The sequence below is a fragment of the Nesterenkonia flava genome, assembly GCF_031432335.1.
Taxonomy (GTDB): domain Bacteria; phylum Actinomycetota; class Actinomycetes; order Actinomycetales; family Micrococcaceae; genus Nesterenkonia; species Nesterenkonia flava.
The window spans coordinates 77,258-88,974 of record NZ_JAVKGT010000009.1 but is presented as its reverse complement, the minus strand read 5'-3'; the positions used below and the strand labels follow the sequence as shown (position 1 = coordinate 88,974).

General features: G+C 64.6%; 12 protein-coding genes. 10 read left to right on the top strand and 2 right to left on the bottom strand.

Going from position 1 to position 11,717, the window contains the following annotated elements; all coding sequences use genetic code 11:
- Position 1: 1 nt before the first annotated feature.
- The gene (locus RH857_RS05160) at positions 2–1,639 is read right to left on the bottom strand and encodes a BCCT family transporter (RefSeq protein WP_310536901.1); all 1,638 of its coding nucleotides are present in this window, start codon (positions 1,637–1,639) and stop codon (positions 2–4) included.
- A gap of 339 nt (positions 1,640–1,978) precedes the next feature.
- Here RH857_RS05160 and RH857_RS05155 point away from each other — a divergent pair, with 339 nt between their 5' ends.
- The 7 genes from RH857_RS05155 to RH857_RS05125 all read left to right on the top strand — a co-directional run bounded on the left by RH857_RS05155 (position 1,979) and on the right by RH857_RS05125 (position 8,089).
- Positions 1,979–2,893 (top strand): ABC transporter ATP-binding protein, encoded by a 915-nt coding sequence (locus RH857_RS05155; RefSeq protein WP_310536900.1) that lies wholly within the window; start codon positions 1,979–1,981, stop codon positions 2,891–2,893.
- 9 nt (positions 2,894–2,902) lie between these two features.
- Positions 2,903–3,664 (top strand): ABC transporter permease, encoded by a 762-nt coding sequence (locus RH857_RS05150; RefSeq protein ID WP_310536899.1) that lies wholly within the window; start codon positions 2,903–2,905, stop codon positions 3,662–3,664.
- Between the two features lie 38 nt (positions 3,665–3,702).
- The gene (locus RH857_RS05145) at positions 3,703–4,821 is read left to right on the top strand and encodes a sensor histidine kinase (protein WP_310536898.1); all 1,119 of its coding nucleotides are present in this window, start codon (positions 3,703–3,705) and stop codon (positions 4,819–4,821) included.
- Entirely contained in the window at positions 4,818–5,444 is a 627-nt protein-coding gene (locus RH857_RS05140) for a response regulator transcription factor (protein WP_310536897.1), read from the top strand. The genes RH857_RS05145 and RH857_RS05140 overlap by 4 nt, the downstream gene beginning before the upstream one ends.
- 65 nt (positions 5,445–5,509) lie before the next feature.
- Entirely contained in the window at positions 5,510–6,412 is a 903-nt protein-coding gene (locus RH857_RS05135) for an EamA family transporter (protein WP_310536896.1), read from the top strand.
- Between the two features lie 11 nt (positions 6,413–6,423).
- Positions 6,424–7,503, top strand: a complete 1,080-nt coding sequence (gene ychF / locus RH857_RS05130; protein WP_310536895.1) for a redox-regulated ATPase YchF — start codon at positions 6,424–6,426, stop codon at positions 7,501–7,503.
- An 88-nt stretch (positions 7,504–7,591) separates the two neighbouring features.
- Positions 7,592–8,089: a GNAT family N-acetyltransferase gene (locus RH857_RS05125; RefSeq protein ID WP_310536894.1), complete on the top strand. Its 498-nt coding sequence runs from the start codon at positions 7,592–7,594 to the stop codon at positions 8,087–8,089.
- 123 nt (positions 8,090–8,212) lie between these two features.
- Here the strand turns inward: RH857_RS05125 and RH857_RS05120 are convergent, their stop codons facing one another.
- Complete coding sequence (locus tag RH857_RS05120) at positions 8,213–8,713, bottom strand: GNAT family N-acetyltransferase (RefSeq protein ID WP_310536893.1); 501 nt, start codon at positions 8,711–8,713, stop codon at positions 8,213–8,215.
- A 306-nt stretch (positions 8,714–9,019) separates the two neighbouring features.
- On the opposite strand from RH857_RS05120, the gene RH857_RS05115 reads away from it, so the two are divergent.
- From RH857_RS05115 to RH857_RS05105, 3 genes are all read left to right on the top strand, one after another.
- Positions 9,020–10,168 (top strand): zinc-dependent alcohol dehydrogenase, encoded by a 1,149-nt coding sequence (locus tag RH857_RS05115; RefSeq protein WP_310536892.1) that lies wholly within the window; start codon positions 9,020–9,022, stop codon positions 10,166–10,168.
- Positions 10,169–10,182: 14 nt separating this feature from the next.
- Positions 10,183–10,755, top strand: coding sequence for a hypothetical protein (locus RH857_RS05110; RefSeq protein WP_310536891.1), 573 nt, complete (start codon positions 10,183–10,185; stop codon positions 10,753–10,755).
- A gap of 119 nt (positions 10,756–10,874) precedes the next feature.
- Positions 10,875–11,591 (top strand): HAD hydrolase-like protein, encoded by a 717-nt coding sequence (locus tag RH857_RS05105; protein WP_310536890.1) that lies wholly within the window; start codon positions 10,875–10,877, stop codon positions 11,589–11,591.
- The last annotated feature ends 126 nt before the right edge of the window (positions 11,592–11,717 follow it).

Below are 11,717 nucleotides of genomic sequence, written 5' to 3'. Positions count from 1 at the left end.
GTCAAGACAGACCCCCACACCGGCGAAATCCCAAATTGACAACTATAGGAGCATCAATGCGCTCCGACAGGGCCGAGGGCAGGGTGGCTTCTCCGGCCTCTGCACTGTAGCGCTCCATGCGCAGCGCTCGCCACACTCCTGCCATGAGCAGGTAGAGAATGACGGACAGCGGCAGTCCGATGATGACCGTGGCCATCTGCAGACTGTAAATTCCGGCGCCCTCCTCCGTGTCCACCAGCAGCATCGCCAAGGTCAGCGCGCCGATGATGACGCTCCAGACCACGCGCAGCCACGCGGGACCATCGGAGTTGGTGTCGCTGGCCTTCGAGGTGAAGTTGGCCAGCACCAGGGAGCCGGAGTCCGCGCTGGTGACGTAGAAGAGCAGGCCCACCAGCACAGAGACTCCGATGATGAAGGTGGCTCCGGGGAACTCGGCCATGAGGCTGTAGTAGCCGGCCCCGGAGAAATCCTCGGCCTCGGCGGCGAAGGCGGCGTCTCCATCGAGGATGCGGGAGACCGTGGCGTTGCCGAAGATCGAGATCCACAGGGCGATGAAGGCGAAGGGCACCACGAGGACACCCACCACGAACTGCCGGAGGGTGCGCCCGCGGGAGATACGGGCCAGGAACAGCCCCACGAAGGGGGCCCAGGCCATCCACCAGGCCCAGAAGAAGATGGTCCACCATTCGACCCAGCCCTCATCGAGCCACTCGGGGGAGGAGTCATAGGCGAAGGTCTCGGTGAGCATGCCCGGGAACAGGGCGATGAAGTCACCGATGTTCTTCACTAGGGCATTGAGCAGGTGCACGGTCTCACCGGAGATCAGCACGTAGAGCATCAGCCCGATGGCCACCAGCACGTTCAGCTCGGCCAGGCGGCGGATGCCCCGTTCGATGCCCGAGTAGGTAGAGAACGTCACGACGACGGCGGCCAGCACAATGAGGGCGACCTGTACTCCGGCCCCCGCTTCGATGCCGAAGACCCAGCCGAGGCCGAAGCTGAGGAACACCACTCCGATTCCCAGGCTGGTGGCGATGCCGAAGATCGTGCCGATGACGGCTCCGATCTCCACGGCGTCGCCGGTGCGTCCCTGAGCGCGCTTGCCGATGATCGGGTAGAGCGCGCTGCGGATGGACAGCGGCAGGTGGTAGCGGTAGGCGAAGAGGCCGAAGGCCATGCCCATCAGCGCATACATGGCCCAGCCCGGGATGCCGTAGTGGAACATGGTCCACAGGGCAGCCTGCTCGGCGGCGGCCATGCCGGCTTCGTCCAGCCCGGGTCCCACGCGCAGGTTGGTGGCCGGGCCGACCACGGAGAAGAACATCAGGTCCACGCCGATACCGGCGGCGAAGAGCATAGCCGTCCAGGTGAACAGGTTGAACTTCGGTGTGGAGTGGTCGGGCCCCAGTTTGGTCCGGCCGACCCGGGAGAAGGCGATGATCAGGACGAAGACCACGACGATCGCCGCGGTGAGGATGAAGTACCAGCCCAGATACTGACCGATCCATCCGAAGGCGGTCTCGAGGGTGGTGAAAGCGTTGGGGTCGAGCGCGACCCAGAGGGTCACGGCCACGATGATCACCGCGGAGACGATGAACACCGGCCAATTGACCCTGGAAACTGCAGGCGCAGCAGCCATAGGGGTGAACCTTCCTTGCGTAAAAGCCAATTCAGCGTGACGGGGCAGCATCCTGCGCAGCGCGCGCCGGTGAGCCGTCAGACCAGGTGGGTTGTGTACGAACCCGTCTACGTTAGTTCACTAGTGAAGTTGGCCCGGGTTGTATTACGGCGTCGCGGTGAGACTGGTGCGTTTCTGGCTATGGTGCTGACATCGGCAGGCTGATGGCAAGGGTTGCGGGCCGCCTTGTGCCCCGTTGTGATGGGGATGCAAGCGCGCTCCCGGGACTGACAAATGTCACGGTCAGAAGATGACAGGTGTGCTGAGTGCAGACGCCGCCGGCAGGCGAAGCTGGGACTTATGAATGAGAGCATCATCACTGTCCGTGATGTCACCCGGACCTACCGTTCGGCTCGGGCCGGGGGAGCGGGGGGCCGCTTCGCTGCCGTCGACCGTGTCAGCCTCCAGTTCAGACGCGGCGAGGTCACGGCCATCCTGGGACCCAACGGCGCAGGCAAGACGACCCTGCTGGACATGGTGCTGGGATTGAACTCGCCGTCGTCGGGTCAGATCACGGTGGCGGGCAGCACGGCCCAGGAGGCCGTCCAGGCCGGCCGCCTGGGGGCCCTGCTGCAGACCGGCGGACTGCTGCCGGACCTCACGGTGAAGGAGACCGTCTCCATCATCGCCTCCCTCCACCGACGCCATGCGCCGGTGGACCAGGTCATGGAGATCGCCGGGCTCCATGAGATCGCTGGACGGGCTGTGGGGAAATGTTCCGGAGGGCAGCAGCAGCGCGTGAAGTTCGCCCTGGCTCTGCTGCCCGAGCCGGAGGTCATCATCCTGGATGAGCCCACCGCCGGGATGGACCCGGCGGCGCGCCACGAGTTCTGGGACCGCATGGCCGAGACGGCTGCCTCGGGGACCACGGTGCTGTTTGCCACCCACTACCTGGAGGAGGCCGAGCAGTTCGCCCGGCGCACCGTGCTCATGCACGCCGGTCGGGTGATCGCCGACGGGCCCACCGCGGAGGTACAGAAGAAGGCCGGTGCGGCGCATCTGCGGGTCTCGTGGACACCGTCGGAGCAGGAGCTGGAACAGCTCCCGGCGGTGCAGTCCTACGAGATTCAGGGCGGGCACGTGACCTTCCGGACTGACGACGCCGACGCCTTGGCCCGCCACCTGCTCACCCGAACCCAGGCCCACGGGCTGAGCATCCGCCCCGCCAGCCTGGAAGAAGCCTTCATGCAGCTGACCGCCGCCCAGAACTCGTAAGGACCCGTCATGAACCTGAGCTACTACGTCCTCATGGACTTTTGGCGGAACTTCCGCAACTTCGGCAACACCTTCTTCATCGCCTTCCTGCCCGCGCTGCTCTTCCTGTTCTTCGGCGTCAGCATGGACGTCAGCGGCCTCTCGGTGGGGCACGGCAACGTCGGTGCCTGGATCATGATCGGCATGGCCGCCTACGGTGCGGTCACCGCCACCACGAGCCTGGCAGGCTCCGCGGCGGTCGAGATTCAGCAGGGCTGGGGGCGCCAGCTGTCCCTGACCGCGATGCCCCACGGGATGTTCGTGGTGGCCAAGTCACTGGTGGCTCTTGCCATGGCAGTGCTTCCGGTGGTGGTGATCTACACGATCGGGGCCTTTACCACCGTGGAGATGCCCCTGGGCCGGTGGCTGCTGGCTGCGGTGCTCAGTGTGGTGGCAGCTTTGCCCTTCGCTCTCTACGGACTAGCCGTAGGCCTGCTCTTCCGCTCGGACGCCGCGGTGGGGGCCGCTTCGGGAATCGTGGTGGTCTTCGCCTTCTTTGGAAATGCATTCAGCCTCATGGACGGGATACTGCTGGAGATCGGACGATTCACGCCCATGTACGGGCCGGTGGCGCTGGCGCGCTGGCCCCTCGCGGAGGGTCTGGTGCTCACCCAGTCAGGAACCCCGGATTCTGACCCGCTGTGGTTTGTGCTGGTGAGCATCGCCGTCTGGTCGGCGATCTTCGCCCTGGCCTGCCTGGTCCTGCAACGCAGGCGCACCGCCCGCCGCTGAGGGCCAGCAGCGCACACGCACAGTGGAAGGATGGTGTGATGACCAGCATTCAGCCCGAGCGGGACGGCTCCCGGTGGAGACCCGACGACGTCGCCGGGATCTTCTATGCCAGCGTCTGGCTGATCTTCCTGACCGGACCCGTGATCGCGGCGTGGCACAGCAGCGCTGACCAGCCGTGGCCAGGAATCGCCCTGGGTGCGACCGCTGTGTTCGTGGTGGTTTACCTGGGAGGGGCCATCACAGAATTCGACTATGACCGTGGGCCCTCGCCGCTTCGGCTGGTGGTGTTGGTACTGCTCCTGCTGGGCCTTGCCGGGATGACAGTCCCCGCGGTGGGCCCATGGGCACTGACCTTCACACCCTATGTGGGGGCGCTGCTGATCTTCAGCCTTCCGCTGCGTACCGGAGCGGTCCTGTGCGTCTTGGTCTGGGCGCTGCCCACGCTGGGGACGTACCTGATCAGTGAGAGCGAGATCTGGGCCCTTCTGGGGCCAGGCATCGGTGTCCTCTTCGTCACCGCAATGCGGCTGATGGAGCACTTTGACACCCGGACCCGCCGGGCTGAGGTTCAGCTGCGCGCCGCCCGGGAGCGCGACAGCATTGCCCGGGACGTGCACGACGTGCTGGGGCACTCGCTGACCGTGCTGCTCATCAAAGCTCAGGTGGCACGCCGACTGATGGAAACTGACCCGGGGCGCAGCCGCACGGAGCTGGAAGACATCGAATCCCTGGCCCGGGAGTCTCTGGACCAGGTCCGTTCTACCGTGACCCGGCTGAAGGCGCCTCAACTTCCTGGCGAGCTCGAGGTAGCGCGCACCGCACTGGAGGCCGCCGGAGTGCGTGCCGAGATTCACCAGGGGGAGGGGCTAGATACCTCCGCCGGGTCCCTGCTGGCTTGGGCACTGCGGGAAGCGGTGACCAACGTGGTGCGCCACTCCGGGGCTAGCAGCTGCCGCATCGAGGTGGACGGCAAGCGCCTTCGCGTGGCCGATGACGGCGTGGGCCTGGGCCAACAGGCTGAAGGCAACGGCCTCACCGGTCTGCGCCGCCGCGCAGAGGAGAGTCAGGGGCGTCTCCTCATCGGGCGGGCCTATCCTGAGATGGAGGGCACCAGCGCCGAACGCCCAGGCACAGCAGTGGAGGTGATCCAGCGATGAGCCGAGTCATCCGGCTGCTGCTCGCCGACGACCAGGATCTGGTGCGCGGTGGGCTCAAAGCGCTTCTGGCACTGGAGGCGGACATCGAGGTCGTCGCAGAAGCCGGCACTGCGGACCAGCTGATGGAACAGGTCCGCAGCCATCGCCCCGACGTCGCCCTCGTGGATATTGAGATGCCCGGCAGTGCCGCGGTGGCCGACGGTATCGAGGCGGTGGGACAGATCACCGCAGAGCGGCTGGGCACCCGGTGCCTGATCGTCACCACGTTCGGCCGTCCCGGGTACCTGCGACGGGCGATGAACTCAGGCGCCTACGGATTCGTCGTCAAAGACACTCCCGCCGAGCAGCTGGCACAGATGGTGCGGAAGGTAGCCGCAGGCCAGCGTGTGGTGGACCCCGGCCTAGCGGCTGACTCGTTGGCCGGTGCTGTGAATCCGCTGACCGAACGAGAGCAGCAGGTGCTGCGTGAGGCCGCCGGCGGGGCAGCGGTGAAGTCCATTGCTGCGGCTCTGCACCTCTCAGCGGGGACCGTGCGCAATCACCTCTCCTCTGCGATCGGCAAGACTCAAGCGCAGAACAGGCACGACGCCGCCAGGATTGCGTCCCAGAACGGATGGATTTAACGCGGGTAGAACCGCTGCCCCTTGCGAGGCTTCCGTTTTCCTGACGCAGGTACCAAGATAAGGAGGTGCCAGTCCGTCATATGCTCCTCGCCGTCGTCGTCGCGGTGCTGTGGGGGCTGAATTTCATTGCCATCCACTTCTCGCTGGAGCACTTTCCGCCGCTGTTCTTGGTGGCACTGCGGTTCGTGGTGCTCGCCGTTCCCGCGCTGCTGTTTGTGCCCTGGCCCGGGGTCAAGGTGAGGTACCTGATCGGCTACGGGCTGGGGTTCGGCACGCTGCAGTTCTTCGGCCTCTTCCTCGGCATGGCGGCCGGTTTTCCCGCCGGTCTGGCGTCGCTGGTGCTGCAGGCATCGGCACCCTTCACAGTCCTGATGGGTGCGCTGCTGCTGCGGGAGCAGCTCACCGGGCGGCGGGTCGCGGGAGTCGCGCTCGCCGTCGTCGGATTGGGGGTTGTGGGAATTTCCCGGGGCAGCGCCGATGGCTGGATGCCGTTCTTCCTTGTGGTGCTGGGTGCCTTCGGCTGGGCGCTGGGCAACCTGGCCACTCGCCAGGCGCAGACGGATAAGCCGGTGGCGCTGGTGATGTGGATGACTGTAGTGCCTCCGCTGCCCATGCTGGCGCTGTCGTTGATGGTGGAGGGCCCGGAGCGCATCGGGGACGCCCTGGTCGCCTCCCTCAGCGTTGAAGCGCTTCCTGGGTGGTTGGGGCTGGTCTACATCGTGGTGATGGGAACCCTGGTGGGCTCGGTGATCTGGGTGTGGCTGATGCGCCGGCACCCGGCCGGGGCGGTGGCGCCATTCTCGATGCTGGTGCCGATCTTCGGTGTGCTCGCGGCGTGGGCGGTACTCAATCAGGTGCCTACCTGGCTGGAACTTGCCGGGGGAGTGCTGGTGATTGCCGGAGTGCTGTGGTCCAACAGCAGGGGAGGGCGGGCGCTGAAGTCGCCCGGAGGTGCCGGGGCGCGGTAGGTTAGGGGACCGTGGCACTGACTATCGGAATCGTGGGACTCCCCAATGTGGGCAAGTCGACCCTCTTCAACGCTCTGACCCGGCAGACGATCCTGGCGGCGAACTACCCGTTCGCGACCATCGAGCCCAATGTGGGCGTGGTGAACCTTCCGGATGAGCGTCTCGAAAAGCTCGCCGAGATCTTCGGTTCGGAGAAGATCCTCCCGGCCACAGTGTCTTTCGTGGACATTGCCGGCATCGTGAAGGGCGCCTCCGAGGGTGAGGGCCTGGGCAACCAGTTCCTGGCCAATATTCGTGAGGCCCACGCCATTGCCCAGGTGGTGCGCGTATTCGAGGATGAGAACGTCATCCACGTGGACGGCAAGGTGGATCCGACCTCCGACATGGAGACCATCAACACCGAGCTGATCCTGGCGGATATGCAGACGCTGGAGAACGCGATCCCGAAGCTGGAGAAGCAGGTCTCCGGCAAGAAGGCGGATAAGGCCACGCTTGATGCCTACCGCGAAGCCCTTGCTGTGCTGGAGGAGGGCGAGACGATCTTCTCCAAGTCCTCCTCGCTGGACATGGAACAGCTGGCACAGATCAGCCTGCTGACCGCCAAGCCGTTCATCTATGTGTTCAACGCGGATGAGGGCGTGCTGAACTCCCCGGAGAAGCAGAAAGAGCTCGCCGACCTGGTGGCACCGGCGGAGTCGGTGTTCCTGGACGCCAAGCTGGAGTCTGACCTGGTGGACCTCTCGGAGGAAGAGGCCCGGGAGATGCTGGAGCTCAACGGCCAGGAGGAATCCGGTCTGGATCAGCTGGCACGCGTTGGCTTCAACACCCTCGGGCTGCAGACCTACCTGACGGCTGGGCCCAAGGAGACTCGCGCCTGGACCATCCCGCAGGGCGCGACGGCGCCTGAAGCGGCCGGTGTGATTCACACGGATTTCCAGCGCGGCTTCATCAAGGCAGAGATCGTCAGCTTCGACGACCTGGTCGCCGCGGGATCCATGAACGATGCCAAGGCCGCCGGCAAGGTCCGCCTGGAGGGCAAAGACTACGTCATGCAGGACGGCGACGTGGTTGAGTTCAAGTTCAACGTGTAGCGGACTAACCTCCAGTGGGCTCAAGTAGCCTAGGCAGAGCTGGGCAGGAGGCACGGGCCGCGGAACGTCGCTACGGCAGGGATAAAGGATGGGGCATCAACCGTTGATCGTCGCGTATGACGCGGCGTACCAAGACGCACTGTTGGATCTGTCGATCCGCGCCTGGGCGCCGGTGTTCCAGTCGATGAAGCGAGACGTCCCCGGATTCGTGTATGAGGCGTTCTATCCGGACGGGTGGGAGGCAAGGCAGCGGGCCGATCTGGCCGCAGTCTTGCGTGACGAGCCCGCGAACATCGACGTGGCGCTCGTCGACGACGAGGTGGCCGGGTGGGTTTGCACTCGCCTGCATCCCGATGATCGCATGGCGGAGATCTACGTCCTGGCCGTCGACCCGGATCATCAGCGCCGAGGCATCGGAGCATTGCTAATGGAGCAGTCGTACGGTCGTGCGCAGCGCGCTGGAATGCGGATGGTCATGGTCGAGACCGGGGGAGATGCTGGGCACACGCCTGCCCGTGAACTCTATGAATCTGATGAATTCGTCCGATGGCCTGTGGCGCGATATTTCAAGAACCTGGATGCCTAAGGGTATTCGGTCACGGAACGTAGTCGAGTTCACGTTCAACGTGTGATCGGCGGAGGGCACATAGCCTAAGCGATACTGTGCTGCTTCGGATATACACCGCCCTCAGGATCACAAGGCGTACAGTTAGCCTGTTGTCGCAATTGGTCGCTCCCAGAGGATGACCTCGAAGAAGTCACCTACTTGGCGCTGGCCCTGCCGGGAAAAGCCCGAATCTTCGTAGTATGTGGCCAACCTGGGGTTGGTAGCGGCACTGTCGAGTCGGAGCCTCGTCTTACCCTGTAGCGCACCCTGAGCTGCTGCCCACCCCAGGAGCTGAGCACCTAAGCCCTCACCAGCCAGAGCGAGATCCAGCATCAGTCCGTGGACGTAGATAGCGGTTCCGTCGTCAGGTCCCCAAAAATCCGGGTCCTGCCACAGGAGTCGCAACCCTGCGATCACGTGGTGCTCTTCCTCCCGCAGCACGTACCACTCGCCACGGTCTACTTGCTCGCGAATGACCGAGACCGGGACTTCGCCCGGTCGCCACTGGTCGATTCCCCGGGCAATCAGCCAGTCCTCCCGCTGGCGTCGCAACGACCAGATTCCACGAACATCCGCTCTCGTGGCAGGTAATGGGGCAGTCACATCCACTCCTTTGGATCTGCCATTCACCTTAATTCAGCGAGGAGGGCGGTCAACTCCTACCTCAACTTCGGGATATCGACACAGGTAGCCGGTGCCAGGGCCTTGGCACCACCGAGGGCCTCGGAGAGCATTGCCTCACAGTCCCCTTGCTCTCAGCACTTTGACCCGGTCGCAGCCCAGACCAGGCTCTGACATGCAGGGACGCCATTCCCGATGTGCGTGAAGGTAGGCCCTCAAGCCTTGACCCTGCCCCACGTGCGTGTGACTCTGGCTGACACTGAGGACGAGTGATACGAGGCGAAGACTATGCGAGCAATGACGTATCGAGGCCCCTACAAGATCCGGGTGGAAGAGAAGGACGTGCCGCCCATCGAACATCCCAACGACGCGATCGTTCGAGTCACCATGGCCGCGGTGTGCGGCTCAGACCTGCACCTCTACCACGGCATGATTCCCGACACCCGTGTGGGAACCACCTTCGGTCACGAGTTCATCGGGGTGGTGGAGGAAGTCGGCTCCTCCGTTCAAAACCTCAAGCGTGGAGACCGAGTCATGGTGCCTGCAAACATCTACTGCGGCTCCTGCTACTACTGCACGCGCGGGCTCTACTCCAACTGCCACAACGTCAACGCCAACGCGACGGCGATGGGCAGCCTCTACGGGTACTCGCACACCGCGGGCGGATATGACGGCGGCCAGGCCGAGTACGTTCGGGTGCCGTTCGCCGACGTCGGCCCCACCATCATCCCTGACTGGATGGACGACGAGGACGCGGTGCTGCTCACCGACGCCACCGCCACCGGGTACTTTGGAGCCCAGCTGGGGGACATCTCAGAGGGGGACACCGTTGTCGTCTTCGGTGCCGGCCCAGTGGGGCTGTTCGCCGCAAAGTCCGCCTGGTTCATGGGTGCTGGGCGCGTGATCGTCATCGACCACCTCGAATACCGCCTCGAGAAAGCCCGCACCTTCGCCCACGCGGAGACGTACAACTTTGTCGAATACGACGACATCGTGGTGCACCTGAAGAAGATCACCGACCACTTCGGAGCAGACGTGGCCATTGACGCCGCTGGTGCAGAAGCCGACGGCAACTTCACCCAGCACGTCACCTCCGCCAAACTGAAGCTCCAGGGCGGATCACCCGTCGCGCTCAACTGGGCGATCGACTCCGTCAGGAAAGGCGGAACGATCTCCGTCATGGGCGCCTACGGCCCCATGTTCAGCGCCGTGAAGTTCGGCGACGCGCTGAACAAAGGACTGACGCTGCGGATGAATCAGTGCCCCATGAAACGCCAGTGGCCCAGACTGTTTGAACACATCAAAGCCGGGTACCTGAAACCCAGCGACATCGTCACCCACCGCATTCCCTTGGAGCACATCTCAGACGCGTACCACATCTTCTCCGCAAAACTTGATGACTGCATCAAACCGCTCATCCTCGTTGGCGATCACTGAGGACAGGAAAGCTCATGCCCTACACAGCAAAGAAACCGCAGCCCATCACCTCCCGAGAAGACATGCGCCGGCGGATCCCCGGATGGGGAGTCGACCTCGACCCCATGGACCGGCCCTCCGTTCCGCGGGAGCGCTTTGACCCAGGGGCCACCGGAGCCCATTGGGAGTTCCCGGACCGTCAGCCCGAGCACAGGCGCCGTGAGCGGTCCATCGAGCACAAGTTCCTCACGCCGGTCTTCGGTACCGCTCAGCCGCTGAAGGGCCTCTCTGGCGGGATACGCCGCTACGCCTATCGCTACGGCGAGGGCCGGGCCGCTCGCTGGATCATGCTGCTGGCCGCAGACAGAGTCGATGCCTGTGAGGGCCACCTCGCATCGATGTTCACGCGGCGACCGGACAATCCCATCACGGAGACCGGGGTGCTCAGCGAGTTCTCTCACCATGGACTCTCGGCGCGCGTGGGTAAGAGACGTGCCGACGTCAACCACCAGTGGTTGGATCCGCTCATCGTCGGCGGTCCGTGGGTGCTCGCCGGCGCCGGAGTCTTCGCAGCGGTGAGAGCGGCGCGGTGCCTCCGCGGGCGCTGAGCCGCTCACCATCGGCAGAGGAATCGTGCCTCGATCTCGGCGCGGGCGCGCCTAGGCAGTGTCCCGGCTCTGGCCTGAGGCGGGCCGCGGATGGTTCGGTGCGTGGAAAGATGGACGGCATGACTACGCGCATCGCCGTCTTCGACCTGGACGGCACACTAGTGGATCCGGCCGGAGCTATTACGGGCGGGATCTCAGCGGCACTCCGGGACCACGGCATCGGGGTCCCGGATGAAGAGACCCTGAAGAGCTTCATCGGACCGCCTCTAGCTGCCAGCCTGCGTGCCCTCCCCGGGGTCACCGAGGAGCTGGTCCCCAAACTCATCGAGCGGTATCGAGACGGCTACATTCGCGAAGGCATGGCTGCCAGCCGTGTCTACCCAGGGATCGAAGAACTGCTCAAGTCCCTGCGAGCGGCGGGCGTACACCTGGCAGTCGCGACGTCCAAGCCAGAACCCCAGGCAACCCGCCTGCTTCAGATTCAAGGGCTGCTGGATTACTTCGCCGTCGTCTCTGGCTCCGATCCGGATGAGACGGTACCCCACACCAGCAAGGGGCCGATCATTGCCTCCGCCCTTGAACGGCTTCGGCTGGACGCCGAGCAGCACGTCTACGTGGTGATGGTCGGTGACCGAAAATTTGACGTCGAGGGTGCAGCCCGCCAGGGTCTTCCCTGCATCGGCGTCAGCTGGGGCTATGCGCCTGAGGGCGAGCTGGAGGAGGAAGGCGCCGTCGCCGTGGTCAGTACCGCTGAGCAACTGCGCGAAGTGATCGACGACCAGTTCCGCCCGCTGGAGCAGGACGACGCCGCCCAGCGCACCCCTGTGCCGCAGTGAGGTGAATGTGCCATAGTGCGGTGAACGAGCCCTTCAGACTCACAAAAGATCTGGGGGCGCCGCGCGCCAGATGCTAATCTCACACCTGTGGCAAGCAACAAGCCACAGCCTGCGCTTCCAGGTGAA

Coding starts and splice junctions, on each gene's coding strand:
- RH857_RS05110 (WP_310536891.1), top strand. CDS start 10,183: ATGCCCTACACAGCAAAGAAACCGCAGCCCATCACCTCCCGAGAAGAC.
- RH857_RS05155 (WP_310536900.1), top strand. CDS start 1,979: ATGAATGAGAGCATCATCACTGTCCGTGATGTCACCCGGACCTACCGT.
- RH857_RS05115 (WP_310536892.1), top strand. CDS start 9,020: ATGCGAGCAATGACGTATCGAGGCCCCTACAAGATCCGGGTGGAAGAG.
- RH857_RS05125 (WP_310536894.1), top strand. CDS start 7,592: ATGGGGCATCAACCGTTGATCGTCGCGTATGACGCGGCGTACCAAGAC.
- RH857_RS05150 (WP_310536899.1), top strand. CDS start 2,903: ATGAACCTGAGCTACTACGTCCTCATGGACTTTTGGCGGAACTTCCGC.
- RH857_RS05140 (WP_310536897.1), top strand. CDS start 4,818: ATGAGCCGAGTCATCCGGCTGCTGCTCGCCGACGACCAGGATCTGGTG.
- RH857_RS05105 (WP_310536890.1), top strand. CDS start 10,875: ATGACTACGCGCATCGCCGTCTTCGACCTGGACGGCACACTAGTGGAT.
- RH857_RS05145 (WP_310536898.1), top strand. CDS start 3,703: ATGACCAGCATTCAGCCCGAGCGGGACGGCTCCCGGTGGAGACCCGAC.
- RH857_RS05160 (WP_310536901.1), bottom strand. CDS start 1,639: ATGGCTGCTGCGCCTGCAGTTTCCAGGGTCAATTGGCCGGTGTTCATC.